This window comes from Streptomyces sp. NPDC001536 (assembly GCF_042894505.1).
Taxonomy (GTDB): Bacteria; Actinomycetota; Actinomycetes; order Streptomycetales; family Streptomycetaceae; genus Streptomyces.
Genome location: NZ_JBIAVQ010000013.1, coordinates 182,688 through 198,915, shown reverse-complemented (window position 1 = coordinate 198,915; position 16,228 = coordinate 182,688). Strand labels below are relative to the sequence as shown.

17 protein-coding genes are annotated in these 16,228 nt (G+C 71.6%); 6 read left to right on the top strand and 11 right to left on the bottom strand.

The genetic code is table 11. The annotated features are described in order from the left end of the window. Positions 1-33 precede the first annotated feature (33 nt). The 9 genes from ACFY0U_RS31960 to ACFY0U_RS31920 form a co-directional block, all read right to left on the bottom strand. Entirely contained in the window at positions 34-1,413 is a 1,380-nt protein-coding gene (locus ACFY0U_RS31960) for a hypothetical protein (protein ID WP_388641733.1), read from the bottom strand. Positions 1,414-1,500: 87 nt separating this feature from the next. After that, the gene (locus ACFY0U_RS31955) at positions 1,501-2,022 is read right to left on the bottom strand and encodes a cupin domain-containing protein (protein WP_388641731.1); all 522 of its coding nucleotides are present in this window, start codon (positions 2,020-2,022) and stop codon (positions 1,501-1,503) included. Further along, positions 2,019-3,236 carry a cytochrome P450 gene (locus ACFY0U_RS31950; RefSeq protein WP_388641730.1) on the bottom strand — a complete coding sequence of 406 codons (1,218 nt, stop codon included), beginning with the start codon at positions 3,234-3,236 and terminating at the stop codon, positions 2,019-2,021. The genes ACFY0U_RS31955 and ACFY0U_RS31950 overlap by 4 nt, the downstream gene beginning before the upstream one ends. A 1-nt stretch (position 3,237) precedes the next feature. Next, positions 3,238-4,299, bottom strand: a complete 1,062-nt coding sequence (locus ACFY0U_RS31945) for a type III polyketide synthase (RefSeq protein WP_388641728.1) — start codon at positions 4,297-4,299, stop codon at positions 3,238-3,240. 198 nt (positions 4,300-4,497) lie between these two features. Continuing rightward, the gene (locus ACFY0U_RS31940; RefSeq protein WP_126389501.1) at positions 4,498-4,734 is read right to left on the bottom strand and encodes a DUF6213 family protein; all 237 of its coding nucleotides are present in this window, start codon (positions 4,732-4,734) and stop codon (positions 4,498-4,500) included. A gap of 25 nt (positions 4,735-4,759) precedes the next feature. After that, a complete protein-coding gene (locus tag ACFY0U_RS31935; RefSeq protein WP_388641726.1) occupies positions 4,760-6,145 on the bottom strand; it encodes an NADP-dependent succinic semialdehyde dehydrogenase in 1,386 nt (461 codons plus the stop codon). Between the two features lie 66 nt (positions 6,146-6,211). Beyond that, positions 6,212-6,673, bottom strand: a complete 462-nt coding sequence (locus ACFY0U_RS31930; RefSeq protein WP_388641725.1) for an NUDIX domain-containing protein — start codon at positions 6,671-6,673, stop codon at positions 6,212-6,214. After that, a complete protein-coding gene (locus tag ACFY0U_RS31925) occupies positions 6,670-8,208 on the bottom strand; it encodes an ATP-dependent DNA ligase (protein WP_388641723.1) in 1,539 nt (512 codons plus the stop codon). Before ACFY0U_RS31925 ends, ACFY0U_RS31930 begins: the two co-directional genes overlap by 4 nt. A 100-nt stretch (positions 8,209-8,308) precedes the next feature. Continuing rightward, positions 8,309-9,235, bottom strand: coding sequence for an NAD(P)/FAD-dependent oxidoreductase (locus tag ACFY0U_RS31920; protein WP_388641722.1), 927 nt, complete (start codon positions 9,233-9,235; stop codon positions 8,309-8,311). Positions 9,236-9,300: 65 nt separating this feature from the next. Here ACFY0U_RS31920 and ACFY0U_RS31915 point away from each other — a divergent pair, with 65 nt between their 5' ends. From ACFY0U_RS31915 to ACFY0U_RS31890, 6 genes are all read left to right on the top strand, one after another. Next, positions 9,301-9,873 (top strand): helix-turn-helix domain-containing protein, encoded by a 573-nt coding sequence (locus ACFY0U_RS31915; protein ID WP_388641720.1) that lies wholly within the window; start codon positions 9,301-9,303, stop codon positions 9,871-9,873. Positions 9,874-9,972: 99 nt separating this feature from the next. Continuing rightward, on the top strand, positions 9,973-10,950 hold the full coding sequence (locus tag ACFY0U_RS31910) for an NADPH:quinone oxidoreductase family protein (RefSeq protein WP_388641718.1): 978 nt from the start codon (positions 9,973-9,975) through the stop codon (positions 10,948-10,950). After that, on the top strand, positions 10,947-12,128 hold the full coding sequence (locus ACFY0U_RS31905; protein ID WP_388641716.1) for an acyl-CoA dehydrogenase family protein: 1,182 nt from the start codon (positions 10,947-10,949) through the stop codon (positions 12,126-12,128). The genes ACFY0U_RS31910 and ACFY0U_RS31905 overlap by 4 nt, the downstream gene beginning before the upstream one ends. Next, positions 12,125-13,198: an acyl-CoA dehydrogenase family protein gene (locus ACFY0U_RS31900; protein WP_388641714.1), complete on the top strand. Its 1,074-nt coding sequence runs from the start codon at positions 12,125-12,127 to the stop codon at positions 13,196-13,198. The genes ACFY0U_RS31905 and ACFY0U_RS31900 overlap by 4 nt, the downstream gene beginning before the upstream one ends. A gap of 172 nt (positions 13,199-13,370) precedes the next feature. Then, positions 13,371-14,234, top strand: coding sequence for a phosphatidylinositol-specific phospholipase C/glycerophosphodiester phosphodiesterase family protein (locus ACFY0U_RS31895; protein WP_388641712.1), 864 nt, complete (start codon positions 13,371-13,373; stop codon positions 14,232-14,234). A 111-nt stretch (positions 14,235-14,345) separates the two neighbouring features. Next, the gene (locus ACFY0U_RS31890; RefSeq protein WP_388641711.1) at positions 14,346-14,540 is read left to right on the top strand and encodes a hypothetical protein; all 195 of its coding nucleotides are present in this window, start codon (positions 14,346-14,348) and stop codon (positions 14,538-14,540) included. Positions 14,541-14,543: 3 nt separating this feature from the next. On the opposite strand, the gene ACFY0U_RS31885 is transcribed toward ACFY0U_RS31890, so the two are convergent. Together ACFY0U_RS31885 and ACFY0U_RS31880 are read right to left on the bottom strand one after the other, a co-directional pair. Further along, complete coding sequence (locus ACFY0U_RS31885) at positions 14,544-15,782, bottom strand: phosphodiester glycosidase family protein (protein WP_388641709.1); 1,239 nt, start codon at positions 15,780-15,782, stop codon at positions 14,544-14,546. 65 nt (positions 15,783-15,847) lie between these two features. After that, positions 15,848-16,207, bottom strand: a complete 360-nt coding sequence (locus tag ACFY0U_RS31880; protein ID WP_388641707.1) for a DUF779 domain-containing protein — start codon at positions 16,205-16,207, stop codon at positions 15,848-15,850. Positions 16,208-16,228: the final 21 nt, after the last annotated feature.

The window sequence follows — 16,228 nt, the reverse complement described above, 5'->3', positions numbered from 1 at the left end:
GCGGGAAGAGGTACGAGGAGGGTGGGTGCGGGGTCAGCCGCGGGTGGCGAGGCGGGGGTGCGAGCGGCGGGCGCTCGGACGGAGACGGGCCTCGTCGAAGCGGACGCGGCCGGGGCCGGGACCGGCCATGCCCGCCCGGAACAGCCCGTAGACGATCCGCTGGCGCGCGGCCGCCTCCAGTTCGTCCCGCAGCGCACCGCCGCGCAGCACCGCGTCGGGGCCGAGCAGCCCCTCCACGACGGCCAGCGCACCGGAGACATCCCCGTGGACGAGGCGTTCGCGGACGTCGTCGAGGCACTCCGGATGCCGGTGCGTCTCGTCGATGACCCGCAGACAGGGCAACGGCGTGCCGCTCAGCGCGGCCAGCAGTTCCTCCCGCCGGACCTCGGCCGGGTCGTGGTCCAGTGGCGCCAGCACCTCGTCGACCAGACCGATCCGGTGCAGGACGCCCCGGCACTCCACCAGGCGCGGCTGCCCAGCCGGATCCCGTGTCGTGGACGCGGTGTTCGGCACATGTCCCGGTACGAGGGCGGCGGCGACCAGCGGATGCAGCCGCTCGGCCCCGATGGCACCGGTGCGGAGCAGCTCCAGGTCGGGCAGTATCCAGGTCGCCGCGTCGGGCAGGACCGCCGGAGCGGAAGCGCCGGCCGCGGTGGACGCCCTGGTGATCCGCAGGGCCGGTGGCCCGTCCCGGTTCGCGACCAGGTCCAGGGCCAGCCGATGCCGGGCCCCGCACCGCACGAGCACGCGACCGTCGGACCGTCCCTCGGCACGCAGCAGGATCCCGGCCTCGGCCGCCCACCGGTTCACGGCACAGCGGCGTCCCTCCGGGAGCAGCCCCAGCACCTCCGGGTCTGTCACCGGAGGGTCGTGGACGCCCGAGCGGACGCGCAGTTCGTCCGCCCGGCGCGCGTCCCACAGATGTCGGTGCAGGTCGAGCCGGTAGCGCCGGTTGGGCGGGGGATGCGGATGGCGGCCGTCGGCCTCGGAACCGGACGAACCGTCCCACAGCGCGAGACTGATCCGCTGCCCGGCGTCCGCCCAGGCGGGCGGAGTCCGCACCACGAGGTGCACGGGCCGCTTGCTGTTGCCGTCGTAGCGGGCCAGCGTGAGGGTCACGCCCGGGCGCAGCAGCCCGTCGGGAGCGATCCTCGGCATGTGCCAGCGCAGCAGGTCGGGAGCCAGATGCCGGAGATCGGCCCGGACCCGGGCGGCGAGCTCGGCACCATGGACACGCGCGACGGAACGCGGTCGGAGATCGACATCGAACCCCGCGGCGGCACAGGCCCCGCCCCAGTCACCGGCGAGGCGACGGGCGGTCGCGGTCTCGATCATGGAGGGCGGCACGGCGAACTCGCGCACGCGCAGCCAGAAGGAAAGGCGGGAATCCCCGGTCACGGGCGAAGTGAGCATCAGCACTCACCTTGCGCGGACGGGTCCCCCAATCTGTGAACAGAGTGAGTGGTCATCGAGGCGATCGTAACCTCAACTCTCACCGTGTCAACGGTGTTTCAGCGGCGTCAGCTGCTCGATGTCGTACCGTCCGCGCAGTTCCTCGATCGCCGCGTGGTCCGGCGGACCGCCGTCGCCCAGGATCTCCAGGAGCTCCTCGAAGTACCGCTCGTGGTCCGGTGGCGGGGACGCCTGGAAGAACATCTTGGCGGGGGAGTCCGTAGGGTTCGCGAACGCGTGCGGGCAGCCGGGCGGTACGACGATGACCGTCCCCGGTGTCGCCCGTACCACCCGGCCGCCCGAACTCGACTCCCAGCGCTGCCAGTTGTCGGGGGTGCGGATCCGCGGCTCGAAGGCGAGGACGTCCAACTCGCCTTCGAGGACGTAGAACAACTCCTCGCTGCGGGTGTGCACATGGGCACCCACATCGAAGCCGGGCGGCACGATCACCTCGAAGGTGGACGCCGTGCGGGAGTGCGAGCCCGTCACCTTGAAGGTCACGTGCTGGGCCGGGGTCCGCACGACCCGGCCGTGTCCCGGCGGCACCAGGAGCCCTTCGGTAGCCGTCACCACGTCACCGGAAGGGCCTCGGGCCCACGGATCAACGCCCCCTTCTTGAAGGGGACTTGCTCCCGTGGCACCGCCAGCCTCAGCCCCGGGACACGGTCCAGCAGGGCGTCGACCAGCAGCTCGGACTCCAGACGGGCCAGCATGCCGCCGGGGCAGTAGTGCGGGCCGAAGCCGAAGGACACATGGGGGTTGGGGCTGCGGGAGAAGTCGATCGTCTCCGGGTACGGGAAGACGCTCGGGTCGCGGTTCGCGGACAGGTACGACACGTAGACCGCGTCGCCCGCCCGGATCCGTACGCCCTGGATCCCGACGTCCTCCAGGGCGATCCGGGACAGGCCGACGGCGTTGCGGTGCGGGATGTAGCGCAGCAGTTCGTCGATGGCCTGCGGGCGGATGTCCGGTTCGGTGCGCAGCCGGTCCGCGAGGTCCGGGCGGGTGAGCAGCAGGTAGAACATCTGGCCGCTGTTGTTGGTCACCGCCTCGCCGCCGATCTGGAGCAGGACCGCGAGGCCCACCGCCTCCTCCAGGGTCACCTCGCCGCGTCCGACGGCTGCTCCGAGCAGGGACGCCACGTCCTCGCCCGTGCTGCCCTCGCGGAGCCCGATGAGGTCGGCGAAGTAGGCGCCCATCTCGTTTCTGGCCTTCTCGCTGACGCTCTTGCCGTGCGAGGAGGACAGGATCAGCTGGGTCCAGGTGTGCATGCCCTGCCGGTCGGCGGCCGGGACGCCCATCAGCTCGCAGATCACCGCGATGGGGAACGGCGTCAGGACGGTGGCCGTGAGATCGGCCGGCGGGCCGTCCTGGAGCAGTTCGTCGACCAGCTCGTCCAGCATCCGCCGGGACTTCTCGCGGATCCGCTCCACGCCCTTCGCGGTGAACGCGGCGGCCACCGAGCGCCGCAGCCGGGTGTGGTCCGGCGGATCGAGGAAGCCGACCGCGCCGCGGGCCGGGATGAAGTGCGGGGCGAGCCGGGTGACCTCGGGCTGGTCCATGACGGCCGCGCGGCTGAAGCGGGGGTCGTTGGTCACCGCCCGTACGTCCTCGTACCGGGTGACCAGCCAGGCCCAGCCCTCCCCGTTGGGCAGCTGGATCCGGGTGATCGGACCCTCGCGCATCAGCTCGGTCAGCACCGGGTCGAAGTCCACGCCGTTCAGGTCGAGCGCGGGCCAGTGGCGGATGGGGGGCAGGATCTCGGTGATCGTCTCTTCGGTCATCTCATGCCGTCTCTGCGTAGTTCTGCCAGCGGCCCAGGGCCATTTCCGCGGTGATGCCGGGCCCGAACCCGGCGAGCAGCCCGCGCGCCCGGTCGTGCGCGCCGCCCTCGTCGAACAGCCGGCGCAGCGCGTCCAGGACGACGGCGCTGGCGATGTTCCCGTACTCGGTGAGCGTGGCCCGGCTGAACCGGAACGCGTCCGGGTCGACCTGGAGGAACTTGCTGAGGTCGTCGAGTATGCGCGGGCCGCCCGCGTGGACGATGTAGAAGTCCAGGTCGGCGGCGTCCCAGCCGTGCAGTCCCGCGAGGTCCTGGAGCGCGGGCGCGAGCGGCTCCATGGTGGCCGGCACGCGCTTGTCCAGCTGGAAGTGGAATCCGGTGGCCCGGACGTCGTACATGATCCACTCCTCGGTCTTGGGGATCAGATACGAGCCGTTGCGTTCCAGCGCGATCCCCTCGCCGCCCCGTCCGCGCACCACGGCGGCGGCGATCCCGTCCCCGAACAGTCCGTTGGACAGCAGATTGCCGATGCCGAGGTCGGTGGGCTGGTAGCACAGCGAGCAGAACTCGCAGGCCACGATGAGGGCGTTGGCCTCGGGATAGGCCGTGCAGAAGTCGTGCGCCCGGTTGATCGCGGCCCCGCCGGCCGCACAGCCCAGCTGGGCTATGGGGAGCTGCCGGGTGGTGGCCTCGAAGTCCATCTCGTTGATCAGCCACGCGGTCAGCGAGGGCATCATGAACCCCGTGCAGGACACGTAGATGATGACATCGATGTCGCTGGTGAGAAGCTCGGCGTCGTCGAGCGCCCGCTGCACCACGGCCGGCACCCGCGCCTTCGCCTCGGCCACGTAGACCCTGTTGCGCTCCTCGAAGCCCGGGTGCTTCAGCGTCTCCTCGATGGGCTGCACGATGTGGCGGGTGCGCACCCCGGTGTTCTCGATCAGCCGGAGGGCCAGAGCCAGTTGGGGATGGTCGGAGTGCCGGGAGCGGGCCAGCTCCAGCGTCTCCTCCATCGTGATCACGTACTCCGGGACGGACACCGAGGGTCTGCACAAAGTCGCCATGTACCGTGCCTGCCTTCACCTCAGGGAGTGGTCCAGTCCACGATCACCTGAGAGGCCGACGACTTCGCGCGGGACTACTCCAAACGCGCGACCACTGGACGCGCCCCAAAGAGGCGCGGGGCTGTATCAATGTGCGGGTCCGCCGCGTGGGCGCGAGCAACCACACACGACGCGCACCCGGCAACGCACCACGAACCCCTACGGCGCGGTCCCGCTGCTGTGCGCAATGCACGCCACATCAATACGATCCGCAAGCTTCGCAAGCTCGATCGTCAGCGCAGCCACCGTGTCCTCATCGAGCCCGTCCTCCCCGGCCTCGACAAGATGCAGCCACCGTCCACCCACGGTCCGCAAAAGCTTGCTCACATCGGCTGCGGCCACCTGCAAGGTCCCGCGGTCATCGACGATCAGAGGCAAAGTCACTTCGCGGTTCACACCCGGGATGTTAGCCGCGCAAGCGTCACGCTCCGTGCCAAACCGTCGTGATGTTGCAGAACTCGCGGATTCCGTGCCCGGACAGCTCACGCCCGTACCCGGACCGCTTCACCCCGCCGAACGGGAACGCCGGATGCGAGGCGGTCATGCCGTTGAAGAACACGCCGCCGGCCTCCAGATCCCGTACGAACCGGTCGACCTCGGCCTCGTCCCGGGTCCACACGTTCGAACTCAGACCGAACGGCGAGTCGTTGGCGATGAGCACGGCCTCGTCGAGGTCACCCGCGCGGTACAGCGTGGCGACCGGCCCGAAGGCCTCCTCGCGGTGGATCCGCATCTCGCGGGTGATGCCGGCGAGCACGGTCGGCGGGTAGAACCAGCCGTCCCCGTCGGGCCGCTCACCCCCGCACAGCACGCTCGCGCCACTGCGCCTGGCGTCGTCGACCAGCTCCTCCAGATCCGCCCGCCCCTGCTCGCTCGACAGCGGACCGACGTCCGTCCCCTCCTCCAGCGGATCGCCGACCTTCAGCGCCTTCATGCCCTCGACGAACCGTTCGGCGAAGGCGTCGTACACGTCCGTGTGGACGATGAACCGCTTGGCGGCGATGCAGGACTGCCCGTTGTTCTGGACCCGCGCCGTGACCGCGATCCTCGCGGCCCGGTCGATGTCGGCGGAGGGCATGACCACGTACGGGTCGCTGCCGCCGAGCTCCAGCACGGTCTTCTTCACCATGTCCCCGCACACCGAAGCGACCGCCCGCCCGGCGGGCTCACTGCCGGTGAGGGTGGCCGCCTTGACGCGTTCGTCGCGCAGGATCTCCTCGACCTCGCCGGAGCCGATGAGGAGGGTCTGGAAGGTGCCCTCCGAGTAGCCCGCCTGGTGGAAGAGGTCCTCCAGGAAGAGGGCGGTCTGGGGGACGTTGGAGGCGTGCTTGAGGAGGCCGACGTTGCCGGCCATGAGCGCGGGCGCGGCGAACCGGATCACCTGCCAGAGCGGGAAGTTCCACGGCATCACCGCGAGCACCGGGCCCAGCGGGCGGTAGCGCACAAGGGCCCGGGAGGCGCCCGAGTCCTTGACGTCGTCGCCGGCCGGCTCCTCGTCGGCCAGCAGCGACTCGGCGTGCTCGGCGTACCAGCGCATCGCCTTGGCGCACTTGGCGACCTCCGCGCGGGCCTGCTTGATCGGCTTGCCCATCTCGGTGGTCATGACCCGGGCGATGTCCGGCTGCAACCCGTCGAGCAGACCGGCGGCCCGGTGCAGCAGACGGGCGCGTTCCGCGAAGGGTGTCGTCCGATACGTGCGGAACGTGGCCTCCGCGAGCTGGAGCCTGCGCTCGATCTCCTCGGGGCCCATGGCCTCGTACGTCCTGAGCGTCTCGCCGTTCGCCGGGTTCACCGTCGCGATGGGCATGACCGACCTCCTGGGCAGCGGAACTGTGTTTCGACCTTCCCGCGCGGCGGCGCCCGCCGCAACGTGTCAGGGCGAGTGCTCCGCCAGCCGGTCGAGAAACGTGGTCTGCGCCTTGACGATCACGGCCCGGGCCCGGTCCAGGGCGAACCACTCGACGCGGTCCAGTTCGGGGAACTCCTGCTCCTGTCCCGATTTCGGCGGCCACTCCATCCGGAAGGTGCCCGGCACGACGGTCGCCGGATCGAGGTCCGCCTCGATCGCCCACGCCGTGACGACCTTGCCGTTGGTCTGCTTCACCTCGCCGAGCGGTACGGCCTGCCCGTCGGGCGGCGGCAGGCCGAGCTCCTCCTGGAACTCCCGCCGGGCGGCGTCCCAGGCCGCTTCCTCGTCGGGTACGTACTCGCCCTTCGGGACGGTCCAGGCACCGGCGTCACGGCGCGCGAAGAAGGGGCCGCCCATATGGCCCAGCAGGACCTGGAGCCCGTCGTCGGTGCGCCGGAACAAGAGAAGCCCCGCGCTCGTCCTCACGGCCTCACCCCGGGATGCGCGGCCAGCAGCGTCTCCACCGTGTCGGCCTCCTCCGGTCGCTTGTCCTCCCGGTAGCGGACCACGCGGGCGAAACGGAGCGTGACGCCGGCCGGGTAGCGGGTGGACCTCTGGAGACCGTCGTAGGCGATCTCGACGACGAGTTCCGGGCGTACGGTCACCACATAGCCGTCGGTGTCGACGGCCAGCTCCTGGAGGCGCTCGGTCTGCCAGGTCAGCAGCGCGTCGGTCATGCCCTTGAAGGTCTTGCCGAGCATGGCGAAGCCGCCGTCGGCGGTGCGGGCGCCGAGGTGGAGGTTGGAGAGCTTGCCGGTGCGGCGGCCGTGGCCCCACTCGGCGGCCAGGACGACCAGGTCGAGGGTGTGGACCGGCTTGACCTTCAGCCAGGACGCGCCACGGCGGCCCGCGCTGTACGGGGCGTCGAGGGACTTCACCACCACCCCCTCGTGGCCGCGCTCCAGCGTCTCGGCGAGGAAGGCCTCGGCCGCGCCCACGTCCTCCGGACCGGCCACCGGCGTCCGGCGCACCCGCATCGGCTCGGGCACCAGCCGGGCGAGTTCCGCGTGCCGCTCGACGAAGGGGAGATCCAGCAGGTCGCGGTCGTCGACCGACAGCGCGTCGAAGAAGACCGGGGAGACGGGGACCTCGGCGGCGGCCGTCGTCACGTCCACCCGGGAGCCGACGCGGCCGGCCGTCTCCTGGAAGGAACGCGGCCGCCCGTCCGCGTCGAAGGAGATGACCTCCCCGTCCAGAATGAACCGCTCGCCCCTCAACTCCAGTGCGGCAGCCGTCAGTTCGGGCAGCCGGTCGGTGATCTCGTCGAGGGTGCGGGTGTAGATCCGTACGGCGTCGCCGTCCCGGTGCACCTGGACCCGGATGCCGTCCAGCTTCTCCTCGGCCACGCACGCGCCCAGCTTCTCGACTGCCTCGGCCACCGAGGACGCGCTGTGCGCCAGCATCGGCAGGACCGGGCGGCCGACGGTGAGCCGGAAGCGGTCCAGCGCGGCCGGGCCGTCCGCGAGCAGGGCCTCGGCGACCGTCTGGAGGGAACCCGCGAGCATCACCGCGCGGCGGACGTCGGCCGGTGGTGCCTGCGTCGCCTGCGCGAGCCCCTCCGTCGCGACCGCGTCCAGCGCGCCCTGCCGTACCTCGCCGCTGATCAGCCCGAACAGGAACCGTTGCTCGTCCTCGGTGGCCGCGCCCATCAACTCCCCGACGATGCGGGCCCGTTCAGCCTGCGAGCCGGCCCCTGACACTGTGCCGAGCTCGGTGAACAGGGCGTCCACCTCGCCCACGGTCAGGCTCGGCCCGGCGGCCGGGGTGACCGGACGGCTCAAGACCTTCCAGCCCACCCCGAGCCGCCCCTGCGGCAGCCGTCCCGCCAGATACGGGATGACGATCGGCACGTCGTCCGGTTCGGCCTCCCGGAACAGCTCGGCGAGCAGCGCGATCTTCTTCGAGCGCGCCGAGGTCGCGGCGACCTCCTGGGACACCTGGGCCAGGCGGGCAAGCAGCATGCCTCCAGAGTGCGGGACGCTTCGCTGGATTTCACGGCGAGTGCCGGGTTGTGTTGTGGCTGCGGGTGAGTGGGGGCTGGTCGCGCAGTTCCCCGCACCCCTAGGGGGTCGCGTCGAGGTCTGCGAACAGCAGCTCCCCGTTGATCGTGGCTCCGGCCCGGTAACCGCCCGCCGCCGCGTTGATCACCTGCTCGCCGAAGCCCATCGCGTTGCCGACGGCCCAGACGCCGGGCACGGTCGTCTGGCCGGTCGGGTCGACGACGGGGTACGAACCGAACGGGGTCTCGTTCAGCCGCGCGCCGAGCCGCGCGAGGAGATCCGTCTGGGGGACGGCCCGGGGAGCGGTGAAGACGACCTCGCGCGCGAACGTCCTGCCGTCCTTCAGGCGTACGGCCGTGAGGCGGTCCTCGGCCACCACCAGCTCGGCGACCTCGCCGGGCACGACCTCCACGCTCGCGGCGGTGAGCCTGCGCACGTCGTCGTCCGTCAGGTCGGTCTCCGCGACCTCGTGCAGGAAGAGCGTCACGTCCTTCGACCACTGCGACACCATCAGCGCCTGGTGGACGCTCAGCGGGCTCGTCGCCAGTACGCCGAAGGCCTGGTCACGGACCTCCCAGCCGTGGCAGTACGGGCAGTGCAGCACATCCCGGCCGAAGCGCTCGGCGACGCCGGGTACGGGCGGGAGCTCGTCCTTGAGGCCGGTCGCGATGACGAGGCGACGGGCCTGGACCGTGCGGCCGCTCGCCAGCGTGACCGTGAAGTCCGCGGTGACGTCCACCGCGCGGTCCTCCACGAGCTCGACGCCGTACCGTGCGATCTCCTCCCGGCCGATCGCCAGGAACTCGGCGGGTGCCATGCCGTCCCGCGTCAGATAGCCCTGCATGTGGGCGGCGGGCGCGTTGCGCGGCTCGCCCGCGTCGATGACCAGGGTGCGGCGCCGGGCCCGGCCCAGTACGAGGGCGGCGGACAGTCCCGCGGCGCCGCCGCCGATCACGATCACTTCGTAGGTCTCGCTTGTCTCGGTCATACCGACACGGTCGTCCGGAGGGTGCGGGATTGACAAACTTCTTTGCTGATTCTGCAATACGTGACATGACTACCGATGACGTTCTCGCGGAGGTCGGGCCCCGGCTGCGGCGGATCCGGAAGGACCGGGAGGTGACGCTCGCCTCGCTGTCCGAGACGACCGGCATCTCCGTCAGCACCCTCTCGCGGCTGGAGTCAGGGCTGCGCAAACCCAGCCTGGAGCTGCTGCTGCCGATCGCGCAGGCCCACCAGGTGCCGCTGGACGAGCTGGTCGGGACGCCGCCGGCGGGGGATCCGCGGGTCCGGGCCAAGCCTCTGGAGCGGCATGGGCGCACCTACTGGCCGCTCACCCGGCAGCCCGGTGGCCTCCAGGCCTACAAGGTGCTGGTGCCCCAGCGCCAGGAGGAACCCGAGCTGCGTACCCACGAGGGCTACGAGTGGTTGTACGTGCTGGCGGGAAAGCTGCGAGTCGTGCTGGGCGAGCACGATGTGGTGATGGTGGCGGGGGAGGCCGCGGAGTTCGACACGCGGGTGCCGCACTGGTTCGGGTCGACAGGGGAGGGGTCCGCGGAGTTCCTGAGTCTGTTCGGGCCGCAGGGGGAGCGGATGCACGTACGGGCGAAGCCCCGGCGGTCGTGACCCCCGCTACTGTTCCGCGGCGGGCTGTTCCCTGATGGCAAGCGACCGCTTAGTATGCGATGGACCCCGTCAGACGATGCAGTCGCGTGGAGGCACCGCATGCAGGCATGGCAAGTGCACGAGAACGGCGAGCCGAGTGAGGTGATGCGCCTCGAAGAGGTGGCGACACCGACGCCCGGCGACGGCCAGGTCCTGCTGAAGGTGCGTGCCGCGAACATCAACTTCCCGGACGTGCTGATGGCCCGCGGCCACTACCAGGTCCGGCCGCCGCTGCCCTTCACGCCGGGCGTGGAGATCTGCGGCGAGACCGAGGACGGGCGCCGCGTGATCGCCAACCCCGCGCTGCCCTACGGCGGTTTCGCCGAGTACGCCGTCGCCGATGCCGCCGCGCTGCTGCCCGCGCCGGAGTCGCTGGACGACGCCGAGGCCGCCGCGCTGCACATCGGGTACCAGACGGGCTGGTTCGGTCTGCACCGGCGGGCGCGTCTGGAGGCCGGTGAGACGCTGCTCGTGCACGCCGCCGCCGGCGGGGTCGGCAGCGCGGCCGTACAGCTCGGGAAGGCGGCCGGGGCCACCGTGATCGGTGTCGTCGGCGGTGCCGACAAGGCGGCCGTGGCACGGGAGTTGGGCTGTGACGTGGTGATCGACCGGCGTGCCGAGGACGTCGTCTCCGCCGTCAAGGAGGCCACCGGCGGCCGGGGCGCCGACGTCGTCTACGACCCGGTCGGCGGCGAGGCCTACACACAGTCCACCAAGGTCGTCGCCTTCGAGGGCCGGATCGTCGTCGTGGGCTTCGCCAGCGGGTCCATCCCCAGCCCGGGCCTCAACCACGCGCTGGTGAAGAACTACGCGATCCTCGGCCTGCACTGGGGCCTGTACAACACCAAGAACCCGAAGCTGGTCCAGCACTGCCACGAGCAGCTCACCGAACTCGCCGCCCGGGGCGCCGTCAAGCCCCTGGTGAGCGAGCGAGTGCCGCTGAGCGAGGCCGCGGCCGCGGTCCAGCGGGTCGGTGACGGGGTCACGACGGGCCGGGTCGCCGTCGTCCCGTCTCTGCAGAACGGAGCCACCGCATGACCGACGCAGCCGAACTCCAGCGCCGCACAGCGGACTTGCTGGCCGCACACCCGCCCGCCACCACGGACCGCCTCGACTTCCTGAAGGCCCGCTTCGACGCCGGCCTGGCATGGGTCCACTACCCCGAGGGTCTCGGCGGCCTCGGTGCCGCGCGCTCCCTCCAGGCCGTCGTGGACGCCGAGCTGGAGGCCGCGGGCGCCCCCGACAACGACCCCCGGCGCAACGGCATCGGCCTGGGCATGGCCGCCCCGACGATCCTCAAGTACGGCACGGACGAGCAGAAGCAGCGCTTCCTCAAGCCCCTGTGGACCGGCGAGGAGGTCTGGTGCCAGCTCTTCAGCGAGCCCGGCGCCGGCTCCGACCTGGCCGGGCTCGGTACCCGGGCCGTCCGTGAGGGCGACGGCTGGGTGGTGAACGGCCAGAAGGTGTGGACCTCCAGCGCGCACAACGCCCGCTGGGCCATCCTCATCGCCCGCACCGACCCGGACGTGCCCAAGCACGCGGGCATCACGTACTTCCTGTGCGACATGACCGACCCCGGCGTCGACGTCCGGCCGCTGCGCCAGATCACCGGCGAGGCCGAGTTCAACGAGGTCTTCCTCACCGACGTCCGCATCCCCGACGCCCACCGCCTCGGTGAGATCGGCGACGGCTGGCGGGTCGCGCAGACCACGCTCAACAACGAGCGCGTCGCCATCGGGGGCATGCGGCTGCCCCGCGAGGGCGGCATGATCGGCCCGGTCTCCAAGACCTGGCGCGAGCGCCCGGAGCTCCGTACCCACAATCTGCACCAGCGCCTGCTGAAGCTGTGGGTCGAGGCCGAGGTGGCCCGGCTCACCGGCGAACGCCTGCGCCAGCAGCTCGCCCTGGGCCAGCCCGGCCCCGAGGGCGCCGGAATGAAGCTCGCCTTCGCCCGCCTCAACCAGGAGATCAGCGGTCTGGAGGTCGAACTGCGCGGCGAGGAAGGCCTGTTGTACGACGACTGGACCATGCGCCGGCCCGAACTGGTGGACTTCGTCGGCCGGGACGCCGGCTACCGCTACCTCCGCTCCAAGGGCAACAGCATCGAGGGCGGGACCAGCGAGGTCCTGCTGAACATCGTCGCCGAGCGCGTTCTGGGCCTGCCGTCCGAGCCGCGCACCGACAAGGACGTCGCCTGGAAGGACCTCGCCCGATGACCGACCTGCTGTACTCGGAGGAGGAAGAGGCCCTGCGGTCCGCCGTACGGGACCTGCTCGCCGACCACTGCGACGCCCCCGGCGTCATCGCCCGCACCGAGTCCGACGCCCCGCACGACCTGGCGGCCTGGAAGGCCCTCGCCGACGGGATGGGCCTCGCCGGTCTCCTGGTGCCGGAGGCGCAGGGCGGCCAGGGTGCCACGCATCGCGAAGTCGCGGTCGTGATGGAGGAGTTGGGGCGCGCGGTCGCCCCGGTGCCGTACCTCACCAGCGCTGTCGTCGCGACCGAGGCGCTGCTGGCCTGCGGCACCGAGGACCTGCTCGCCGAGCTGGCGTCGGGGCGGAGGATCGGCGCCCTCGCCGTCTCGCTGCATGTCGCCGCGGGCGGCGCCTACAAAGTCGTACGCCATGAAGGCGGCTCCCTGCACGGGGAGTTGACCGGCATCGCGGACGCCGCGGCCGCCGATGTGCTGCTGGTTCCGGCGGACGACGGCGGGCTGTACGCGGTGGACGCCTCCAGTGCGACCGTCACCCCGCAGGTGTCCCTGGATCTCACCCGGCCGCTCGCGACCGTGACCCTGGACGGTGCGCCCGGGCGACTCCTGGGCGACGCCGAACCCGCCGTACGACGGGCGCTGCGGTCCGGGGCCGGGCTGCTCGCCTCCGAGCAACTCGGGCTCGCCGACTGGACGTTGACCGAGACCGTGCGCTACCTGAAGGAGCGCAAGCAGTTCAACCGGTCCGTCGGTGGGTTCCAGGCGCTCAAGCACCGGCTCGCCCAGCTGTGGCTGGAGGTCGTCAACCTGCGGGCCGCGGCGCGCAACGCGGCCGACGCGCTGGCGAGCGATGAGGACGCCGACGTGGCGGTCGCCGTCGCCCAGGCCTACGCGGCCTCCGTCGCCGTGCACGCCGCGGAGGAGGCCCTCCAGCTGCACGCCGGTATCGGTATGACGTGGGAGCACCCGATCCACCTGTACCTCAAGCGGGCGAAGGCGGACTCCCTCGCCTACGGCACCGCGGGCGCGCACCGCGCCGCGCTGGCCGAACTCGTGGACCTCCAGGCCCCCTGACGTTCACCAGGGAAAGCCCGTCCCACCTGGGGCGGGCTTTTTCGTGTGCCCCGCACGGAGGCGATGAACAGACGGCGGCAGTCCGGCCAACTCCTGTCACGAGCATGCCCTTTGAGGGACCGGCGCCCCCATACTCGCCGATGTCCCGTACCGCCCTCAAAGGGAGGCAGGCATGGCCCTCACCACCCGTCGCAGAGCCCTCACCACCCTCGGCGCCGCCCTCGCGGGCGCCGTCGCGCTGCCCGCCACCGACGCGTTCGCGGGTGAACACAAGCACCGCCCGCGGCCGTTGTGGCGGGCCCACGCCCACAACGACTACGAGCACCCCCGCCCGCTCTTCGACGCCCTCGACCACCGCTTCGGCAGCGTCGAGGCCGACATCTTCCTCGTCGGCGATCAGCTCCTCATCGGCCACACCGTGGACGACCTGGACCCGTCCCGCACCCTGGAGTCCCTCTACCTCGACCCGCTGGCCGCCCGCGTGAGGGCCAACCGCGGCTCGGTGTACCGCGGTCACCGCAAGCCTCTCCAGCTGCTCATCGACATCAAGACCGAGGGCTCCTCGACGTACCTCGAACTCGACCGGCATCTGCGGCGCTACAAGCACCTGTTCACGACGTACGCCCACGGCCGGGTCCTGCCCGGCCCGGTCACCGCCGTCATCTCCGGCGACCGCGCCGCCCGCGTGCCCATGGAGGCACAGACAGTGCGACGGGCCTTCTACGACGGCCGGCTCGCCGACCTCGGCAGCCCGGCGCCCGCCTCCTTCATCTCGCTGATCAGCGACAACTGGACGCTCAACTTCACCTGGCAGGGTGTGGGGGCCTTCCCCGAGGCCGAGCGGCAGAAGCTGCGCGGCATCGTGCAGGCCGCCCATGGGCGCGGGCAGAAGGTGCGCTTCTGGGCCACGCCCGATGTCGCCGGGCCCGCGCGGGACGCGCTGTGGGGCGAGCTGCTCGCCGCCGACGTCGACTACCTCAACACCGACGACCTCGCCGGCCTCGAAGCCTTCCTGGACGCCCGCCGGCCGGCGTAGACACCACACGTTCGGCGGACAGGTCAGCCGCACGGACGAACCCTCCGCTACGCCACACTTGCGGCCGAACGCCGTGAACCGGACGTACTGGCGTGGCGGAGGAGGCCGACGATGGCGATTTCCATCTCTGTGGTGATGTTGCTGCTGATCCTGGCGGTGATCTTCCTGCGCAATGGCGGGCTGAAGGTCTCGCACGCACTGGTGTGCGCACTGCTCGGCTTCTACCTGGCCAGCACGAGCATCGCCCCGACCATCCACAGCGGCCTCACGGCGACGGCGGACATCGTCAGCAGCCTCCGGCCCTGAGGCTCATCCGGTCGAGAAGACCCCGATGCCGTTCGGTACGGGGCGTTCGGCCCCTCCGGCGGGGTGGTTGCGCACCGACACCGCGGTCGCCCCGGGAGCGCGGGCGACCAGTGTCGACGATCCGCCGCCGTCCAGGCTGAAGGCGTCGACCGAGCCCAACCCCTTCATGGTGTCCGCCACTTCGGCGATGGTCAGACCCGTGCGGTAGGCGACCGCGCCGTCCACCGCGAGCAGCAGCACGCGTCTTCCCCTGTCCGCGATCCCCACGGCGGTGCGTACGGCCGCGGTCGTGCCGTCCAGGCCGGGCAGCGGCTGTCCGTCGTCGAGGACCGGGTAGCCGCCGACGGCGAAGCGGTACGGGATCCGGGTCGCGGAGGCGACCAGGCCGTGCCGGATCCGTACGCGCTCGCCGGCGGAGAGCTTCCGTAACTGCCGCGCGCCCTCCTCCCGCCCGACGAGCACGGTGGTGCCCGCGGCGACGGGACCGCTGCCCGGAGTGTCGGCGGTCGCCACGACCCGGCCCCGGCGGACCGTCACCTCGTAGGTGTCGGTGCTGCACGGGGCGGCCCGGTCGGTGTCCGTGCCGCAGGTGGCACGGACCCGGGAGGCGCTGCCCCAGGCGCTGGTGAAGGCGCCGACGGAGTTCACCGGCAGCGCGTACTGATTGAGCCCGCCCAGCGGCAGTCGCGTCCAGGGAGTCCAGACGGATCCGGAGAGGGACAGGCTGTCGAGCCGGGCCCGCCGGTCGACCCCCATGCCGAGCACGTTCCTGGTGGACGTGCCCGGTGGCATCGCCGGGCCGAAGCGCTGGCCGTCGGGGACCGCCGCCTTGAGGGTGCGGCCGCGCGCGATCGCCGGGCCCACGCTCGCGCCGGTGGCCTCGACGCCGGGGTGCTGGGTCTCGGTGATGTTGAAGAAGTCGCCGTTGACGCCCGCGACCGCGCCCTGGGCGTCCGCCTGTTGTGACACGGGCGCCCGCGCGGCGACCGCTCCCGGGTGCAGCAGGTCGAGCCGGACGTGCGGGTCGCGCAGGTTGACGGTGAGTACGTGGACGCGCGTGGGTCCCTTGGACGCCTGGATGTCGTACTGCCGGTAGGTGACGCCCGAAGCGATCCGGACGGCGGCCGGTGCGGCGCCGGCCGGTGCCGCCCCCGTCAGGACCGTACCGGCCAGCGCACCGCATGCCGTGAGAAACGTCAGTACCGCTCTGCCTGCCCGGAACCTGTTCTGACGACGCGTCACAGTCCCCCCTGAGGTCTCGTCAACTGTCCCAGGACTCAGAGGAAGTGCACCAGACGGCAGTCTGTCTAGGAGCCGAGAAGACGGGAACGGATCAGGAAACGCACTCCTTCGGGTGCTTCGAGGGAGAAGCCGCTGCCCCGCCCCTCGACGACGTCGACGATCAGCCGGGTGTGGCTCCACACCTCGAACTGGCTGCGCGACATCCAGAACGTCACGGCCTCCCCGACGCCCTCGACCTCCAGCTCCGCGAGCAGCACGTCCGAGCCGCCGGTGCGGAACTCGCCCGCCGGGTAGCACATGGGGGCGCTGCCGTCGCAGCAGCCGCCGGACTGATGGAACATCAGCGGGCCGTGCGTCTCGTGCAGCCGGCGCAGCAGAGCGGCGGCCGCGGGGGTGAGCTCGACGCGCGGGGTCTCCTCATACATGCGCACCAGCGCACCACGCGC